Source organism: Thermosynechococcus sp. TG215, assembly GCF_031583455.1.
Classification (GTDB): domain Bacteria; phylum Cyanobacteriota; class Cyanobacteriia; order Thermosynechococcales; family Thermosynechococcaceae; genus Thermosynechococcus.
Genome location: NZ_CP134178.1, coordinates 1,597,025 through 1,615,554 on the forward strand (window position 1 = coordinate 1,597,025; position 18,530 = coordinate 1,615,554).

At 52.4% G+C, this 18,530-nt stretch carries 14 protein-coding genes; 7 read left to right on the forward strand and 7 right to left on the reverse strand.

Annotation, left to right across the window (positions count from 1 at the left end; all coding sequences use genetic code 11):
- Nucleotides 1–65 precede the first annotated feature (65 nt).
- The 3 genes from RHJ02_RS07755 (at nucleotide 66) to RHJ02_RS07765 (ending at nucleotide 6,524) form a co-directional block, all read left to right on the forward strand.
- The gene (locus RHJ02_RS07755; protein WP_310800094.1) at nucleotides 66–2,597 is read left to right on the forward strand and encodes a mannose-1-phosphate guanyltransferase; all 2,532 of its coding nucleotides are present in this window, start codon (nucleotides 66–68) and stop codon (nucleotides 2,595–2,597) included.
- Between the two features lie 46 nt (nucleotides 2,598–2,643).
- Nucleotides 2,644–4,602, forward strand: a complete 1,959-nt coding sequence (gene nblS, locus RHJ02_RS07760; protein ID WP_302676237.1) for a two-component system sensor histidine kinase NblS — start codon at nucleotides 2,644–2,646, stop codon at nucleotides 4,600–4,602.
- 197 nt (nucleotides 4,603–4,799) lie between these two features.
- Nucleotides 4,800–6,524 (forward strand): ShlB/FhaC/HecB family hemolysin secretion/activation protein, encoded by a 1,725-nt coding sequence (locus RHJ02_RS07765; RefSeq protein WP_225901529.1) that lies wholly within the window; start codon nucleotides 4,800–4,802, stop codon nucleotides 6,522–6,524.
- On the opposite strand, the gene trpA is transcribed toward RHJ02_RS07765, so the two are convergent.
- Nucleotides 6,521–7,315: a tryptophan synthase subunit alpha gene (gene trpA, locus RHJ02_RS07770; RefSeq protein ID WP_315863719.1), complete on the reverse strand. Its 795-nt coding sequence runs from the start codon at nucleotides 7,313–7,315 to the stop codon at nucleotides 6,521–6,523. The genes RHJ02_RS07765 and trpA overlap by 4 nt on opposite strands.
- 93 nt (nucleotides 7,316–7,408) lie before the next feature.
- Here trpA and RHJ02_RS07775 point away from each other — a divergent pair, with 93 nt between their 5' ends.
- On the forward strand, nucleotides 7,409–8,689 hold the full coding sequence (locus RHJ02_RS07775; RefSeq protein WP_255521439.1) for a putative peptidoglycan glycosyltransferase FtsW: 1,281 nt from the start codon (nucleotides 7,409–7,411) through the stop codon (nucleotides 8,687–8,689).
- Here the strand turns inward: RHJ02_RS07775 and RHJ02_RS07780 are convergent.
- The 3 genes from RHJ02_RS07780 to RHJ02_RS07790 all read right to left on the reverse strand — a co-directional run bounded on the left by RHJ02_RS07780 (nucleotide 8,686) and on the right by RHJ02_RS07790 (nucleotide 13,104).
- A complete protein-coding gene (locus RHJ02_RS07780; RefSeq protein ID WP_206199679.1) occupies nucleotides 8,686–10,572 on the reverse strand; it encodes a PhoX family phosphatase in 1,887 nt (628 codons plus the stop codon). The genes RHJ02_RS07775 and RHJ02_RS07780 overlap by 4 nt on opposite strands.
- A gap of 107 nt (nucleotides 10,573–10,679) precedes the next feature.
- Nucleotides 10,680–12,272 carry an ABC transporter ATP-binding protein gene (locus RHJ02_RS07785; RefSeq protein WP_206199680.1) on the reverse strand — a complete coding sequence of 531 codons (1,593 nt, stop codon included), beginning with the start codon at nucleotides 12,270–12,272 and terminating at the stop codon, nucleotides 10,680–10,682.
- Between the two features lie 13 nt (nucleotides 12,273–12,285).
- Nucleotides 12,286–13,104 carry a photosystem II manganese-stabilizing polypeptide gene (locus RHJ02_RS07790; protein ID WP_206199681.1) on the reverse strand — a complete coding sequence of 273 codons (819 nt, stop codon included), beginning with the start codon at nucleotides 13,102–13,104 and terminating at the stop codon, nucleotides 12,286–12,288.
- Between the two features lie 245 nt (nucleotides 13,105–13,349).
- Between RHJ02_RS07790 and RHJ02_RS07795 the strand changes: the two genes are divergently transcribed.
- The 3 genes from RHJ02_RS07795 (at nucleotide 13,350) to RHJ02_RS07805 (ending at nucleotide 15,869) form a co-directional block, all read left to right on the forward strand.
- A complete protein-coding gene (locus RHJ02_RS07795) occupies nucleotides 13,350–13,868 on the forward strand; it encodes a hypothetical protein (protein ID WP_206199682.1) in 519 nt (172 codons plus the stop codon).
- Between the two features lie 167 nt (nucleotides 13,869–14,035).
- Nucleotides 14,036–15,583 carry a serine/threonine-protein kinase gene (locus tag RHJ02_RS07800; protein WP_206199683.1) on the forward strand — a complete coding sequence of 516 codons (1,548 nt, stop codon included), beginning with the start codon at nucleotides 14,036–14,038 and terminating at the stop codon, nucleotides 15,581–15,583.
- Between the two features lie 115 nt (nucleotides 15,584–15,698).
- The gene (locus RHJ02_RS07805) at nucleotides 15,699–15,869 is read left to right on the forward strand and encodes a chlorophyll a/b-binding protein (protein ID WP_011056299.1); all 171 of its coding nucleotides are present in this window, start codon (nucleotides 15,699–15,701) and stop codon (nucleotides 15,867–15,869) included.
- A 265-nt stretch (nucleotides 15,870–16,134) separates the two neighbouring features.
- Here RHJ02_RS07805 and ndhM read toward each other — a convergent pair whose 3' ends face one another.
- From ndhM to RHJ02_RS07820, 3 genes are all read right to left on the reverse strand, one after another.
- The gene (gene ndhM / locus RHJ02_RS07810) at nucleotides 16,135–16,470 is read right to left on the reverse strand and encodes a photosynthetic/respiratory NAD(P)H-quinone oxidoreductase subunit M (protein ID WP_206199685.1); all 336 of its coding nucleotides are present in this window, start codon (nucleotides 16,468–16,470) and stop codon (nucleotides 16,135–16,137) included.
- A gap of 181 nt (nucleotides 16,471–16,651) precedes the next feature.
- Nucleotides 16,652–16,999 carry a hypothetical protein gene (locus RHJ02_RS07815; protein ID WP_310822092.1) on the reverse strand — a complete coding sequence of 116 codons (348 nt, stop codon included), beginning with the start codon at nucleotides 16,997–16,999 and terminating at the stop codon, nucleotides 16,652–16,654.
- Nucleotides 17,000–17,130: 131 nt separating this feature from the next.
- A complete protein-coding gene (locus tag RHJ02_RS07820) occupies nucleotides 17,131–18,492 on the reverse strand; it encodes a CHASE3 domain-containing protein (protein ID WP_310800097.1) in 1,362 nt (453 codons plus the stop codon).
- Nucleotides 18,493–18,530 lie beyond the last annotated feature (38 nt).

Below are 18,530 nucleotides of genomic sequence, written 5' to 3' on the forward strand. Positions count from 1 at the left end.
CCCCTGAGCCTGCCGTCCTCTCCTACACTGGGATCCTAGGGCGAGGTTTGACAAAGGAGAAAACAGTGCGTGTCGTCCTCATGGCCGGGGGAAGTGGTACTCGGTTGCGTCCCCTCACCTGTGATCTACCTAAGCCAATGGTGCCGGTGGTCAATCGTCCCATTGCTGAGCATATTCTCAATCTCCTACGCCGCCATAGCCTTGATGATGTGGTCATGACATTGCACTATCTCCCCGATGTCGTGCGCGACTATTTTGGCGATGGGAATGAGTTTGGGGTGCACCTGAGCTATGTCGTTGAGGAAGAGCAGCCCCTTGGCACAGCAGGTTCAGTCAAAAACATTGCCAATTTGCTAACGGATCCTTTTTTGGTGGTCAGTGGCGATAGCATTACCGATATCGATTTAACCGATGCCCTACGTTTTCACCAGCAGCACGGTGCTCCCGTAACCCTGATCCTTGCCCGTGTACCTCAACCGAAGGAGTTTGGCATTGTCTTTACTGATAGCGATGGTCGCGTGCGGCGGTTTCTCGAGAAGCCCTCAGCGGGGGAAGTCTTTACAGATACGGTGAATACAGGCATCTACATCCTCAACCCTGCTGTCATGGACTATCTCAATAGCGGCATCGAGCGGGATTTTTCGCGGGATTTATTCCCGTTGCTGTTGCAGGCGGATGTGCCGATGTATGGTTATATCACCGATGCCTACTGGTGCGATGTCGGCAGTCTGCAAACCTATCAACAGGTGCAACAGGATGCCCTCTATGGCCGCGTGCACTTGGAAATTCAGGGGCACGAAGTTCAGCCGCAAATTTGGGTAGGGCACAACACTACATTGCCGCAAACAGTTCAGCTACAGGCGCCGCTAGTCTTGGGCAATAACTGCCGCTTTGGTGCGGGGGTCACCCTTGGGGCAGGGACGATCTTGGGAGATAACGTGATTGTTGGTAATGGCAGTCGGTTGCGCTCAGTGGTGGCTTGGAGTGGCTGTTTTATTGGGGATGACAGTGAATTAGAGCACTGCATTTTGGCTCGCCATGTCCATGTCGATCGCCATGTGAGGGTGCACGAAGGGGTAATTATTGGCAGTCGCTGTGTGGTCGGGGAGGAAGCTAGCCTCAGTCAGGGGGTGCGGCTTTGGCCGGGCAAACGCATTGAAGCGGGTGCAATTGTCAATGAAAGCCTGATCTGGGGCACAACGGGGCAACGCTATCTCTTTGGCCAGCGGGGGGTAGCCGGTGTGGCCAATGTGGACATTACACCGGAGTTTGCTGTGCGGCTGGCGGCCGCCTATGCTTCAATCCTTGAGCCCGGAACTAGTGTGCTGGTGTCGCGAGATCAGCGCAATGTGTCGCGGATGGTGTCCCATGCTCTGATGTCGGGTTTGATGTCGGTGGGGATTCATGTCCTCAATTTGGAGGCGATCGCCCTACCGATTGCCCGCTTTGCTGCCCAAACCCTTTCAGTCAGCGGCGGAATTCATGTGCGTGCCCATCCCGATCGCGCCGATCAACTCTTGATTGAGTTTTTTGACCATAAGGGCATCAACCTGAGCAAAACCAAAGAGCGGCAAATTGAAACCGCCTACTTCCGCGAAGATATTCGCCGCGCCCTACTTACGGATGTCGGTGTCATGACCCATCCCAACAACTGCGTGGCCGCCTATGCCCAGGGCTTTGAAAAGTGGCTAAATACCCAACTGTTTTATGGTAGCCCCGCCAAAATTGTCATTGACTATGCCTATGCCGTTTCTGGGGTTGTCTTGCCACAAATCCTCAGTAAGTTTGGCTGTGATGCCGTTGTTCTCAATGCCACCCTGCACCCAACCCCCCTCAATATTCTCGAGCGACAGCGACTCCTGCGGGAACTGGGACAGGTGGTGACAGCGCTATCTGCCAGTTTGGGGGTGCAAGTCTCCGCCAATGGTGAACGGTTGACCTTAGTGGACAATGCCGGTCAGGTGTTCAGTGATCAAGAACTCACAGCGTTGATGACCTACTTGATCCTCTTGACCCATCCGGGGGGCACTGTCGTGGTGCCGGTCACAACTTCTAGTGCGGTGGAGGCGATCGCCCACCAACAGGGCGGACAAGTGATTCGCAGTCGCACCAACCCCACTGATCTCATGGAAGCCTGCCAACACCACAGCGGTGTGGTTCTCGGCGGTTCTGCGGAAACGGGATTTATTTTCCCACAACTGCATCCGGGATTTGATGCCATGTTTACGATCGCCACCCTGATCGAACTGCTGGCACTGATTGGCAAACCCCTCACCGTCATGCGCCAAGAACTGCCCCGCGTCCACTACTATCATCGCCCGATTCGCTGTCCTTGGATTGCCAAAGGGTCATTGATGCGCCACTTGGTGGAAACCCATCCCCGCAATCACTTAAGTCTCATTGATGGCGTCAAAATTGGTGAACCCAATACTGACCACTGGGTACTGATTCTGCCCGATGCCAGTGAGCCATTGGTACACCTCTACGTCAATAGTCCCGATGCCACTTGGAGTGAGCAGATGTTGCAACGCTATAGCCGCCGCATTGAAGAGTTTGCCCGCTTGGAACCCCTCTCAGATGCCACAATAAAAATGTGAGCAAAATCCCGTAGAATCAGGGAAAATTTTTCGTACGTTAGGCGCAATGGTGGTGTTGAAAACCGAGAAAACCCAAGGGGACTTGAGCGATAAATTGCGGGGCATTGCCCGTTGGTGGTCAGAATTCAAGATTCAAACCCGCCTCATGGCCACAGCAACCCTCGTGGTCTCGATCATCATGAGTGGTTTCACCTTTTGGGCGGTGAATACCATTCAAACCAATGCCCACCTCAATGACACCCGCTATGGCCGCGATTTGGGGTTGCTCTTAGCTGCCGATGTGGCTCCCCTCGTGGCCAAGGGGGATACCGCCGCTGTTGCCGAATTTTCCCGTAAGTTCTACGAGCGCAGTGCCAGTATTCGCTACATCCTTTATGCCGATCCCGATGGGGAAATTTACTATGGCCTCCCCTACTCTGCCCCCCAAGTGGAAAGTGCGCTGACCCTGCGCCGCCGTATTCAACTGCCGGACACCTACCGTGCCAGCCAAGAACCCCTTGTGCGCCAACACCAAACCCCCGACGGCCTTGTGGCCGATGTCTTTGTGCCGTTGATATTTAATGGTGAAAATCTAGGAGTTGTGGCTTTGGGCATTAATCCCAACCAAACGCTTATTGCCTCTGCCAATCTCACGCGGGATCTCACGATCGCCGTCTTTGTCTCCCTCTGGATCATGGTGATCTTGGGGGGCGTCTTCAATGCCCTCACCATTACCCAACCCATCAAAGAGTTGGTACAGGGGGTGAAAAACATTGCCGCCGGCAATTTTAAGCAACGCATTAACCTGCCCTTTGGTGGTGAACTGGGGGAGTTGATTGCTAGCTTTAATGACATGGCAGAGCGGCTTGCTTCCTACGAAGCGCAAAACATTGAAGAACTGCAAGCGGAAAAAGCCAAGCTGGATACCTTGGTTTCCACCATTGCCGATGGGGCAATCCTGTTGGACACTGACATGCGGATTATTTTGGTCAACCCCACGGCTCAACGTCTCTTTAATTGGGAGGGGATGAATGTCATTGGTCAAAATGCCCTGAACTGTTTTCCGGCGCCGGTGTGTGAAAAACTCACCTGTCCTCTCTACAAAGCCTCCAAGGGCGAATCGGAAGGGGGAGAATTTCGCGTCACGCTCCAAGAACCCAGCTCGCGATCGGTACGCATTTTGCTGACAACGGTTATGGATGTGCAACGGGAAAAACCCAAGGGCATTGCGATTACGATTCAGGACATCACCCGCGAGGTGGAACTCAACGAAGCCAAAGCGCAATTGATTAGCAATGTTTCCCACGAATTGCGCACACCTCTATTCAATATCAAATCGATCATCGAAACCATTCAAGAGTACGGCAGCAGTCTTAGTGAAAAAGAGCAGCAGGAGTTTCTGGAAACCGCGAATCACGAGACCGATCGCCTGACCCGCCTTGTGAATGATTTCCTCGATATTTCTCGCCTCGAATCGGGTCGCCCCTATCAATTTGGCTCGGTACAGATGGCGCAGGTGATTGATCAGATCATGCGCACCTACCAACTCAATGCTGCCAATAAGTCCATTACCCTCACTGCCGAAGTGGAAAACCCCTTGCCACCGGTTTGGGGCAACTACGATCTACTCATTGGTGCCCTCACTAACTTGGTGGGGAATGCTTTGAAGTTTACCCCCGAAAATGGACGGGTAACCATTCGTGCCTATGTCTGGCATCCCCCCAGCGATCCAGAGCAGGAACGGGTGCGCATTGAAGTCGCCGACACGGGTATGGGCATTGCCCCAGAGGATCAACCCCGCGTCTTTGAACGGTTTTTCCGCGTTGAGAATCGCGTGCATACCCTAGAGGGGACAGGGCTGGGGTTGGCCATTGTCCAAGATATTATCCACAAGCACAATACACAAATTCATTTAATTAGTGAATTGGGGGTCGGCAGTACCTTTTGGTTTGATTTGGCCATTGATGAATCCTCCCTCGTTAATAACCCTGATGGCACTGCTGAAACGGCACTTCCCCCCGCTTGAAACAGGTTCGGAGTCAGTGTTGATGGGGGCGATCGTTGCCAACAACCACAAATAATCGGCTAAAATCTGAAGGCAAGAATCAATAACTCCTCACGCCAATGGTTCCTTGGGCTTGACCCTCAGGAAAAGAGACAAATTTTTGTATTGATTTTGCTGCCCTATCTAAAACCAAATAACTAAGCATTGGGGTTGAGGACGTGAAAACAAACTTATTTGCACCCGTTGCCCTTCTCTCTGTTCTCGGCAGTACGGGAGCGGTGTTACCTGCTTTAGCGATTCCAGTTATCACCCCCACCCAACAGGATATTCAGCCCCCCCTACCGGAACCACCCCCTCTACCCTCCCCTTCGCCACCCGCTCTTGAACCGCCCCCTTCACCCCCTAGGCCAACCCCCGAGTCAGAAAATGTTTTAATACCTGTACAAAAAATTGTTGTTGAAGGCAGTACTATCTTTGGGCCTGCGGAATTTGATCCGATTATTAAGCCCTTGGAAGGGCGTCAGGTGACGCTTGCGGAGCTACAAGGCGCTGCCGATGCGATTACAAAACTCTATCTTGAGGGGGGCTATTTGACCTCTCGCGCCGTTTTAGGCGAGCAGGTGGCACGGGATGGGGTAATCACGATTCAAGTGCTTGAAGGCCGCCTAGAGGACATTCGTATTGAAGGGAATAAAGGAATTATCCAACGCTATATTCGCAGTCGTATTGCCCTCGGTGCCGGCGTGCCCCTTAACTCCAATCGTCTGGAAGAGCAGTTGCGCCTGCTGCGAACGGATCCTCTCTTTGCCAATCTTTCTGCCAGTCTGCGACCCGGCACGACGCCCCAGGACAGTATTTTGGTGGTACGGGTGGTACCTGCCCGCTGGTTTAATGCTGCTTTTGGTTTGGATAACAATACGCCGCCAGCGATCGCCCCGGATCGGGCCACGGCCTTTTTGGGATACAACAACCTCAGTGGTCGCGGCGATAGCGTCTACGGTTCCTACGCCATCGGTAATAACCTAGGCACGTTTGACTGGGGAGCGTCCAACACTGTGGAGTTTGGCTACAGTCTGCCCCTCAATGCCATGAATGGCACACTCACCATTCGCACCGTACAAGCAGACAGCGAAATTACCCGCCCCCCCGCCCTTGCTGGCTTGAATATTCGCAGTGAGTCTTCTATTTACGAAGCCAGTTTTCGCCAACCGGTGATTCGCAATATCCGTGAGGAACTAGCCTTTGGCATTGGCTTCCTGATGCAGTCGGCACAGACTTTTGTTTTGGGAGTGCCAACCCCCATTTCCATTGGTTCTGATTCATCGGGCTATAGTGCCACCCGAGTGCTGGAAGTGAGCCAAGAATATATCCGCCGTGATCCCCAAGGGGCATGGGTCTTTCGTTCGCAGTTCAACTTTGGCCTGCCGATCTTTGGCGCCACCGAAAACCCCAGTCCAACCCCTGATGGTACTTTCTTTAGCTGGCTGGGACAGGGACAGCGGCTGCAACGCCTCTGGGCAGATAACTTCTTGATTTTGCGTACGGATGTGCAACTGAGTCCCAATAGCCTGCTCCCCTTTCACCAATTTGTCATTGGTGGCCCCCTGTCGGTGCGGGGTTACTCAACCAATGCCCTCTCTGGGGATAATGGCCTGCGGTTCTCTGGGGAAGCCCGTTTTCCCGTACTGCGCACTGCCAATCGTCGCCCAATTATTTCCATTGGGCCCCTGTTTGATCTGGGGGTGGTCTGGAACAATAGCCGTAATCCTGCGGGTGCAGTGCCTAACAATGTGATTGCCGGTTTAGGCATGGGACTCTTGGTGCAACCAACACCCAACTTAGACATTCAGTTCCAGTACGCGGCACCATTGATTGATCTGCCCGGTCAAACCCGCAGTTTGCAGTCCGATGGCATTTACTTTACGTTGACGGTGCGTCCCTAGGGCGTATCGAGGGCTGTGCGGAGTGACTGACAAAACTCGGCGACAGCGGCAACTCCCTGCTCTGGTTCTGCCAGCCGTTTGACAAAGGCACTGCCGACAATGGCAGCATCGGCGCCCCAATCGCGCACTTGACGGGCATGCTCTGGACTGGCAATGCCAAACCCGACACCAATGGGCTTGGGGGTAATTTGCCGCAGTGTGCCCAATAGTTCCTGAACGCGAGTGGCCATTTCTTGGCGCATCCCTGTGACGCCCGTGGTGCTGACAAGGTAGATAAAACCTTGGGAGGCGGTGGCGATCGCCTGCATCCGTTCGGGCGATGTGGTGGGCGCAATCAGTAGTGTCAATTCCAAGCCTAGATGCGCTGTTTCTGCAAGAACGGGTTCTGCTTCCTCAAGGGGCAAATCCGGAATCACTAAGCCCTTGATCCCGGCTTGGGCAACGGCTTTCAGAAATGAAGAGACCCCTCGATGGTAGATGGGATTGTAGTAGGTAAATAAAATGAGTGGTGCCCTCAGTTGGCAGTGTAAGTCCGTTGTCATTTCTAAGACTGCTTCGAGGCGAGTTCCCCGTTGCAGGGCGCGGGTAGCGGCTGCCTGAATCACGGGACCATCGGCCAAGGGATCGGAATAGGGCATTCCCAGTTCAATCAGATCTGCACCATGGGCATCTAAGGCCTTGAGGGCAGCAACCGTCGTTTCTAAATCAGGGTCACCGGCGGTCAAAAAGGGAATCAGGGCACAGCGTTGGCGGGCACGACATTGCTCAAAGCGTTCAGAAATTGTAGGCACAGTCACAGGCAGTCGCTCTCAAAGATGCATAATAATTGTGCCAGATTAGATACTGTTCCTATAGTGGCCGGTGCCAGTGAGGGTCATCTAAGCGTGAGTTGGTGGCGTTTTCTCCCCTTTGGCGATCGCCTGCGGCGCAGCGAAGCGGTTGGCGACCTGCGGCAGTGGACCCTAGAAGCACGATTGCTCCATTGGTTGACCCTAGTGTGGATTGGTCTTGGCTTGGTCGTCCTCTTTTCCGCTAGTTTTCCCGTCGGTTTGGCCGAAACAGGGGATGGGCTGTACTACTTTACGCGCCAGTTGCTGTGGCTTGCCCTTGGCTGGGCAGGGTTTCAATTGTTTCTACGGCTACCCCTGCGGCGATCGCTCCAGATGGCCATTCCAGGGTTCTTTTTGTTTCTGCTGCTGATCTGGGCAACACGCCTACCGGGGGTCGGGACAACGGTGATGGGCGCCACCCGCTGGATTAGTCTTGGTCCTTTTCAACTCCAGCCCTCGGAGATGATGAAGCCTTTTTTAGTCCTGCAAGCGGCTTGGGTGTTTAGTTCGTGGCGGCGGCTGCATCTCAAGGCACGCTGTTTTTGGTTAACGGCCTTTGCCGTGACGCTGCTAGGAATTTTAATTCAACCGAACCTCAGTACCACCGCCCTCTGCGGCATGACATTGTGGCTCATTGCCTTGGGTGCAGGTTTACCCTTGGCGCCCCTGCTGTTAACAGCCATGAGTGGCTTGGGCTTGGCAGTCCTCAGCATCAGCATTAACGAGTATCAACGGCGGCGGGTGATGTCCTTCCTCAACCCTTGGGCGGATGCGATGGGGGATGGCTACCAACTGGTGCAGAGTCTCTTGGCGGTTGCTTCGGGGGGCGTTTTGGGCACGGGCTATGGCTTTTCACAGCAAAAGCTCTCGTATTTGCCCATCCAGCACACGGATTTTATTTTTGCGGTCTATGCCGAGGAAATGGGGCTATTGGGGTGCCTCTTGCTCCTAGGACTGCTGGCAGCCTACGGTTGGCTGGGAATGCGGGTGGTGAATCAGGCGCGGGATCCCCTGATCCAGCTCATTGCCTTGGGGGCAACGGTGATCATGCTCCTACAGGCCTTGATTAATATAGGTGTCGCCATTGGTATCCTACCGACAACAGGATTACCCTTTCCCCTCTTTAGCTATGGCGGTAGCTCAATTATGGCCAGTATGGCGATCGCTGGCCTGTTGATTCGCTGTGCCCGTGAAGGACAGCAGGCAGAGGTGATTGCCTTCCCCGCTGCCACAAACACTCGCGCCAAAACGTCTAGAACCCACCGCCGCCGGGCTGCCCCAGTCGTACCCCTGCGTCCTGAAGGGATCAATCGCTATTCTTCCCGCAAACCCTAGGCTGACACTTCCCGGCCATCTGAGCGCCACACGGCAATCACGGCAGGCCGAGGCACGACCACCTCTTCTCCATAGGGCCAGCGTGTTGACAGATCAGCTGTGGATTTTGCCCCTTCCCCCGGATGCTGAATGGCACAGAAAAAGGTTTGATAGTCACTGCTAAATTCAGGGCCACAAATTTCACAGCCGGGCACGCCAGAGAGGAACATCTTCAGTTCGCGGCGCTGCGGATTGAGGACATAAACGCCATCATTTTTACCCAAGCGGGTTGATCCGCCATTGCCATCGGTGGCAATCCAGACATTGCCGGCGCGATCGAAGGTCAAGTTATCCGGTGCTGAGATTGGCGGTACCTCTGCGTTGGTGGGTTCACCATACAGCACTAACTGGCGGTTTTTCTCTGGGGCGGAGGGATCTCCACAAAGCAAAGGTAAACGCCACTGAAACTGCAAGGCGGTTGGGTTATTGCCCTGCTCAATCATTTCAATCACATGCCCCATCACATTTTCAGGACGCGGGTTGGCGCCATCCGTGGCCTTAGCCTTCCGTTTCTCGTTGTAGGTCAGCGCCAGCCAAACACTTTTGGTGACCGGATTCCACTCGAAGTCCTCGGGTCGATCCATTTTTGTTGCCCCTAGGGCATCGGCGGCGGCGCGGGTGTAAATAAAACACAGGGCAGGATCCTGTTGGAAGGCTGTGGGCAGGTTGGGGTTGGGGCTAATTGTACTGCCCTCAACGCGGGCGATCGCTCGCCATTCACCCGTCAGATCGTCATTAAAGCGAGCAACGTACAGTTCCCCTTCATCCAACAGATTCAAATTGGCGGCGCGATCGTTGGCTTGGTACTTGCCCTTGGTAATGAATTTGTAGGCATACTCAAAGCGTTCATCATCACCCATATACACCACAACTCGACCATCGGGGGCAATCACCGTTGTCGCCGCCTCATGGCGAAACCGTCCTAGGGCTGTGCGTTTAATGGGGGCGCGATCCGGAGAAAGAGGATCCACTTCCACAACCCAGCCAAAGCGAAAGGCCTCTTGGGGTTCCTTCGCGATGTTGAAGCGATCTTCATAGAGATAAAAGCCATAGCGATCGGCTCGCTCATTGGGAATGTCATAGCGCTTATGTAGCTCCTTCACCATGCCCGTGAGGTTGCTATCACTGCCGCCAAAATAGCTATGGAAGTTTTCTTCACAGGTGAGTACCGTGCCCCAAGGGGTTTTGCCCGCTGAGCAGTTATTGAGGGTGCCGTTGACCCGTGTCCCCGTGGGATCCCCAGCCGTCTTCAAAAGGGCATGGCCTTTGGCAGGGCCAGAAATCTCACAGGGCGTTGAACCTGTGATTCGGCGGTTGTAGGGCGAGGCTTTCACATATTGCCAGCCGCCATTGGCGTTTTTGGCAATCTCGACAATGGAGAGGCCATGGGCTTCCCGCTGGAGTGCGGCTTGCCATTGATTGGGGCGATCGCCCACCGTTTGAAACATGAGTTCAGGATTGGTGTATTCATGATTCACAACGAGCAAATGCTTGCCATCGGGTGTGGTCTGGTAGCCAACAAAATCACAGTTGTAGCCAAAGCACTGCTGCTGCCGCTGGACATCAGCTGCGGTGACTGTTTGGTGAATGCGATTCCAATTCAAGTTTTCACCACCATCGAGGGCATCGCCCCAGCGAATCACGACGCCATGCTCAAAGCCCTCAGGCAGCGTAATTTTATCGTCGGTGTTGGGGTAAATCGTTGGAAAGCCTAAAGCCGGTGCAGTGGCACACCCTTTGGTCAGGGTTGCAAGGGTTAAACCCGCCGCGCCAAAAAGAGCAGTTTTTAGTACGGTGCGTCGGCTTAGGACACGGGGTAACAGATCACCAAAATATTCAGCCATGAAGCGTATCTCGTTCCAAATTCATCCACTGTGGGCAGCCAGTTTATAACTTAGGGAAGTTGGGTTAGGGTTTGCCTAAGAAATGGGGGAAAAGTGGTTAAGACCAGCTACAGAGCAGCGGCCAGCAATTTTTGCGTGTAGGGATGTTGCGGCTGGGCAAACAATTGGGCGGTGGGCGCCAGTTCAACAATCTTGCCAGCGTACATGACGGCAATGCGATCGCAAAAATAGCGGGCGACCCCCAGATCGTGGGTGATAAAGAGATACGTGAGTTGGAATTGTTCTTTTAACTGCTGCATCAGTGCCAGCACCTGGCGTTGAATATGGGCATCGAGCATGCTCACCGGCTCATCACAGACCACCAGTTGGGGATGGGTAATCAGGGCACGGGCGATCGCCACCCGTTGGCGTTGTCCCCCCGATAGGGCATAGGGATAGCGATGAACATAGGCTTCAGGGGGGGTCAATTCCACCTGTGCCAGCATCTCGCGTACCCGTTCTTGGGCAGCCTCTTTGGCCATCAGCCGATGAATTAGCAGTGGCTCCAGCAAGTTTTGCTCCACGGTCATTTTGGGATTAAGGCAGGCATGGGGGTCTTGGAAAATCATTTGCAGATCGCGGCGGACTGGGCGCAGTTGTGCCGCGGGTAATTGAGTTAAATTGCGCCCCAAAAAGACCACTTCACCGGCGTTGGCGGGAATCAGTTGCAGAATCAAGCGCGAGAGCGTACTTTTACCACAGCCAGATTCGCCCACAAGGCCAAGGGTTTCTCCCCGGCGCAACGTCAGATCGACGCCATCTACCGCTCGAATCGTGGTTTGCGGTTGTAGCCATCCCCCCAAGCGGTAGTGCCGCTGTAAATTGTGAACCCGCAGCAGTTCTGGGGCAGTGTCCAAGGGTGGGGTTTCTTTAGCGGTGAGTTGGGTGGCCGCAAGTAGGGACTGGGTATAGGGGTGTTGGGGCTGTTGCAGCACTTGACGAGCCGCTCCCCGTTCAACAATCTTGCCTTGGTGCATGACCGCAAGGCGATCGCAATACTTGGCCATCAATGCCAGATCGTGGGAAATCAGCAGCAGTCCCCGCTGCTCTTCTTGGCACAGGCGCGTGAGTTCATCGAGAATTTCCGCCGCGACAGTCACATCTAGCGCCGTTGTTGGTTCATCGGCAATGATCAGGGGTGGGTTCAAGAGCAACGCAAGGGCGATCGCCACCCGTTGCCGCATCCCGCCACTCAACTCATGGGGATACTGATGCAGGCGATTGGCCGAAATTTTCACCCGATCCAACACCTCAACAATGCGCTGCCGCCGTTGGGAGCGACTCCAAGCAGAGCAATGACTCCGCAATAGCTCATCGCAGTGGTCATAGACGCTCATGAGGGGATTGAGGCGCGTCATCGGATCTTGAAAGACCAAGCCAATTTGCTCGCCCCGCAGTCGCCGCAATTGGGAAGTGGTCAGCCCCAAAAGGGATTGCCCCTGAAGGGCGATCTCCCCAGCAACCTGTGACCCAGTCGGCAATAATTGCAAAATGGCCTTACCAATCGTGGATTTGCCACAACCTGACTCCCCCACTAAGCCAAACCGCTCCCCAGCGGCCACACAAAAAGAAACACCATCCACCACGAATGTTGCAGCAGATGATGTCTCCGTTGTAGGGTAGGCGACCCGCAGTTCCCTGAGTTCTAAAAGAGTCGCCATGGGCTGGTCGATCCTAGGCAGGTTCGATGCGGGCGTAAAAGACCCCTTGAATTTTCACTTCGTGAGGTTCGTGGGCACCCATATCATCATCGGAGAGTTGCTCACTTTCAAAGGTGCCAGCAATTTCACCCGTGCGGCCATCCACTTTCGCCACATTCAGAGAAATTTCACCCTTGGTCAAGGAGAAGCGTTTGACGTTGGCGCGAGCCAGCTCTTCTTCTTTACCTTGGGGAATGGCGATCGCCGAATCATAACCAGAGGCCAAGCCCCGTCCTTTGGGATCGAGGAAGTTGGCAGTGCGGTAGGAAGGAACGGTGAATTCCCCTTTGAAATCCGTTGAAGTGGTGATGCTAGTAATGTTGGGCTGAGTGCTCGCCACCAAGTTTTTCACCGTAAACAGCAGTGGGATACGCTCGCCACCGGGCATTTGCACGGTCACTGGTTGGAAATCAATCCCATCCTCTTCTATGAACGTGAGGCTGCCATCGCTGTTGACCTTGAGTTCCCCTTGAATTTGATCCAAGCTCGTGGTTTCGCGGGTCACCAGTTTTGTGGGGACAAATTCGGCCTCTTGGCGTTTGTTCTTAGGCTCTTCCTTGACCAAAAATGTCGTGGGCTGTAAGCACAGTTGGGCAATGCGATAGGTTTGGGAGCTATCAATGGGGTAGGCACCGCGTGCCGTATCATCAAGCGTGGGGCACTTGTTGGCCAGACCAGTGCCGACAATATCGTCATAGGTTAAAGTCTGTTTTGCGGCAAAGGCGGGGGCGCTCAAGGAAAAAATCCCTAAACATACCGCCAGCAGCGTCGCCATTAAAATGCGATATTTCATGGTTAACCTCAGAAGTCAAAGCATCTCAAAGCAGTCAGAGTGTGGGAGATACCCCTGCGTAAGAGTCCAGTGAAGGCAGCCATGCAACTACCTTATCAATCCATGATTATACGGAGCTTTGCGATCGCCTCAGAAAGGAAATTTTCACAGATATTTTAATTTCACAAGAGCAAAAACAATGACCGACCTCTCTCCGACTGGAGCGGCAAAGTAAACTATAAAAAAGCAGGAGCGGGAGTGAGTTCATGGATGACAGCGAGTTGTTTGCTGTTTTTGTTGCCGATGTTGTCAATGGGGCTGAGAGCCTTGCCTCAAATCCCAACTATCGCATTGAATCGGTTTTAGGGACTTGGCAACTGGTGGACAACAAAGCGGGCGTCATTGCCACGGGCAAAAGTGAGCATGGTCAACCGCAGATCATGATCAAGCGCTACTGCGATGCGTGGGAATCTTTGCGACAAGCATTGACCCATGGATCATTCTTCCCTGATCTCGCTCAAAATAAGGCACAACTGGTGCCCTTTACCCGTGCCGCCATTCCCGAAGGCTATCAACTCTATGATTGTGCTGCCAGTGAGATGTGGCGCAGTTGGCGACGGGGCGCAGTTAATTATGTCCATATCTATACCGCGAATCAGTGGCGATCGGTGGGGGAAATTTCCTGTAGTGGCGGTGTGGTCTTTATTCCCGTTCCCGATCTCGATAAAGAGATTCAGATTACCAGTTCGTCATTGATGTCTTGGTTAGGCGTTCCTAATGCTTAGAACCCTAAAAAGGCTTAGGAAACTACGGATTAGGGGGGAGCGATCGCCCCAATGGATCAAACAGAACCTAAAGACTCTAGAGATAATAGACGTATAACCATAGCGACCTAGCAACACAATGCTTCCCTGTTTGCGACCTCGCCAGCCGATTTCCCCTTGAGGCAACTATGTCAGAACCGCACCGCGATACCAACATTGGCCAAATTCTGATGAATCGGTACCAGCTGACGGAGCTGATTGGCAAAGGCTCAATGGGACGGGTGTATCGGGCAGAGGACATTCTCCTTGGCGGCGTTCCGGTTGCCGTTAAATTCCTGTCGCAAACCCTGCTCAACGATCGCATGAAAACCCGCTTTGCCCAAGAAGCGCGCGCGGGTGCTCTCCTCGGTCAGAAAAGTATGCACGTGGTGCGGGTGCTCGACTACGGCATGAACAACGAGGAAATTCCCTTCTACGTCATGGAATTTTTGGAAGGCGAAAACCTCAGTGATTTGCTCCTAGAAGAACCCCTGCCCTTAAGCCGATTTCTGCGAATTGCACGCCATATGTGCCTTGGTCTGCAGGTAGCCCATGAGGGAATTATCATCGAAGGCCAAAAATGCCCCATTATTCACCGTGACATTAAACCTAGCAACGTCCTTGTGATTCAGGATGGCACGATGGGGGAACTTGCGAAGCTATTGGATTTTGGGATTGCCAAATTTTTGGGGGATGTCTCTGAAAAAAGGCAAACCTCGTCGTTTATGGGCACTTTGGCCTACTGTTCCCCAGAGCAAATTGAAGGGCGAGAGTTGGATCACCGCTCGGATATCTACAGTCTTGGCATCACCATGTATGAGCTACTCACCGGCAAGATGCCCATTCAGGCGGACACCCACTCCATTGGCAGTTGGTTTAAGGCACACCACTTCCAAAAGCCAGTGCCCTTCAATGTGGCCAGTCCAGGGTTGTATCTTCCTCCTGTCCTTGAGGAACTGATCATGGCCTGCATGGCCAAGTCCCCCAGCGATCGCCCCCAAAACGTCGGTGAAATTATCAAGGTCTTAACAGCCCTTGAGGAACAGTTTGGGAGTAGTCGAGTCACCCAGCCGGGGGTAGAGGTCGCTGCAAAAGTCTCTCAACCCTCAGAACGCCAGTCTCAACCGCCTGTTGCCCTTGCAACGGTTGAAGAAGTCTGCTGGCAAAGTGTTTGGCCTGCCGATAAACCCGTAGCGGAAATTGTCTTTCCGATGCCTTTGTATGCACAGCGGGAATCAGCCGCCTCGCTGTGGGTGATGCTGCCTCGCCCAGAAATTGATCGGCGCATGCTCAATATTCGCTACAACCAGTTTCTCTTTACCACCAGTCCCCACCCGATGATCCTCTGGATTACTGCCATCTACGATCCCAAGCAAGGGCCCCGCTGGTTGCCCTGTTATTTGGATATGAAACTGCCACGCAACCAAGAACTCTGCGTTTTGCTCTCGGAGACCGGCTACTATCCGCTGCTCTTTTTCTCCCTTGAGGATCCGCAACACTGCATCAATGTCCGCATGTTTACGATCGCTACCTTCCAGCGGCAACTGCTACGGGATTGGCTGCAAACCAGTAAAAGCTTGCCCAGTTCTGCCCCAGCGATTGTGAGCCGTAATCTCCTCAAAGCAGAGTTTGAAAACTACAAGCCGCAAATCCTCGCCAAGCTGGAGAACGTGAAGATGGCCACAGTCATTGATTAGGGATATTGCGATCGCCCTCTAGGACAGCAATAGAGAAAAATATATTAAGAGATGTTGCGGAATTAGTAAAGAATTGTTACAGTGAGGGTACAGGGTTCGATCAGGAGTCAAAACCATGGAAGATACCAAAACCATCAAAGCTGAAGATCGCAACGCATGGGTCTTTGGATTCACCCCCCAAGCTGAAATTTGGAACGGTCGCCTCGCCATGATCGGCTTTGTGGCGGCGCTACTCACAGAACTGATCACCAAACAAGGCGTGCTTCACTTCTGGGGTCTCCTCTAGACCTTAACTCTCTCCCAATTTTCAGCGGTCAAAGTGTCATTTTGAGGTCAGTAATGGCCTCTTTTTTTTGGCCAATTCAGCGGTACTACAAGGCAAACACAGCGCCTTTCACAAAGAGAGCACACCTTCAAAACCGTGAAAGCGACTAGCAGAGAGGATTGTACTCCCTCTATCCATCCCAATAGGTCAGGACTGTAGCGGGAAATGCCGCTGTCAAAGTACCTGTTAAATAATCCGCAATTGAGTATGAATAAATCGAATAAATCTAGGAGTGATTCACACGAGGAATCCCCAGACTGTAGTTGCGCACACGACTGTTGAGGTTGTAGCCAATTTCCCCCTGCATCAGCAAAGAGCGAATAAAATGCTCCAAGTCCGAGCCAATGCGCCGCAGATTATATTCCGTCAAGTCCTCGCCAGCGGCATTTGCCACCAACTCCTGAAATTTGGCTTCCACCTTCGCTAGGGCGGCGTCGTTCCACTCCAACTCGTTATCGGGATCCACATTCAGCGTCAGCGTTTCTGTATCAGGATGAACTTCCCCATCAACCACATGGCCGGCATAGATGTGAACGTGGCGTGTTGTAGACTTCAGTAGCATGGCTAACCAATGACGAGTGAACCGTAGTTCGTAAACGCTTATACTATACCAAGAATCCTTGCGCGGAAAGTTTCGAAAAACTCATGCCTTAACCCAAGAATCCGTAATAGAACTAGGCTGGATTCTAGGCTGATTTTGGCTAGCGATCGCTAAAAGGGGCAACTGCCCCCTCTATAAGAATTTACCGTGCCTGTCGTTGCTCCCAGCGTCGCCGGCCACCTGCCCAAGGGGGAGGCCCACCATGGGGACGAATGTTAGTCACCTCGCCATTGGCGCGGGTAATGCGAAAGGCGTCAAAATCATAGTCATCATATTTCCCTACCACCGTGACCGTTTCGCCGGGCTGAAGATTAATTTGGTGGAACCAACGGGGACCGGCATCCACAATGACTTGGCCAGTACCATCGTCGAGAATGAAATGATTGCCAACCGCACTGCGTACGGTGCCGCGAATGGTAATGCCATAGACATTGCCTAAATTACGAATCGGAGTTACCGACTGGGCAACACTTTGAGCTATCGGTGGCATCAAAACGCCCGTAGTACCTACAAAAAGAGACATACCCAAAGCCCATAAATACTTCCTAACCATCTTCTGTGTCCTCAATGCTTCAATCCCTAGATTAAGGAAAAAAAATGACAGAACTATGTCAACGTCCGTCAACGTCCGCTTGGGGGTAAGGTAATGGTCACCGTTGTTCCCTCCCCCACGCGACTGTGAATTTGCAGCTGTCCTTGATGAGCATCAACAATTTGTTTGACGATCGCTAGCCCCAAACCAAAGCCCTGCGGTTGTTTCTGACCTTGATGAATGCGATAAAAGCGATCGCAGACATGGGGCAGCGCAGCTTCTGGAATGCCGACCCCCGTATCCACAACAGCGATTTGAACATCGCGCTCTGTTGAGTGAGTTGCCAATTTTACCTTGCCACCTTGGGGGGTATAGGCACAGGCATTACTCAGAAGATTGGCGATCGCCTGTTTCAGGAGTAAAAAATCACCCTTTACGATAAGTGGTAACTCCGGCAACTGAACCATAAACGTAATCCCACGCTGCACCATTGACAGTTGCCATTCTTGGGCAAGTTCAGCAATCAAAGAATTCAGATCAAAGGATTGGCAATTTGCGAGTTGTCCTTCATGGCGAGCCAAAAATAAAAGGTCACTCACTAGATGCGCCATCTGTTTAGCAATTTGAGAAATCTTGGCTAGATTTTGCTCCACTATTATCAGAGATTCACGAGAAGTTTCTTCGTCTTCTTGTAAAATCATGAGTGCAAGCTGGCTATTGCTTAAAATTACAGATAACGGCGCCCTTAACTCATGGGAGGCATTGGCTGTAAATCGTTGAAGCTGATCACAGACAATAGACAATTTAGCATTGTTTGCTTGCAGAGCATTTTCTCTTGACTCTAGCTCTGTAACCAATTGATAAAATAAATGAATTGAGAATAGACTAGTAATCCCACCAATGACTGCCGCAGCAATAATAATTGACCATGCGAGTTCTCGATACTCAATTTGATGTTGACGGCGATCGCCCAACAGCACCTCCTCATTTTTATAAAATTCGTAAATGCTTTGCCGTGCTCTTTCCATTAAAATCCGACTTTTATTCCAATCAATATTCTGCTCTTGGTTGGATTTACTGACTAAATGAGTCATAGATGCAAAATTTTCTGAATACACATAATGATCAAAAATCTGAATGTTTTGCTGAAGGGTTTCCTCGATTGAGTCTAAAGCCTTAAGTTGCTCAGGATTATCCTGTACCAGCTCTCTAATTTTTTCCAATGATGGAAAAATACGGGATTTTGCCGCGATGTAAGGTTGCAGAAAGCGGTGACTGCCTGTCAGGCTATAGCCACGCACACCCGTTTCCAAGTCCAGCAGTAAGTTAAGTAGTTTTTGCGTTTCTAGTCGTACTTTTTGCGTATGCAACACCCATTCATCATCTTCAATTAGGTTTAGCTTCAACCATATAAATGACGCGACAATAATGAACAGAAAGATAATCGGCATGGCAATAATTAAGCCAGCACGATAGCGAATTGATCCAA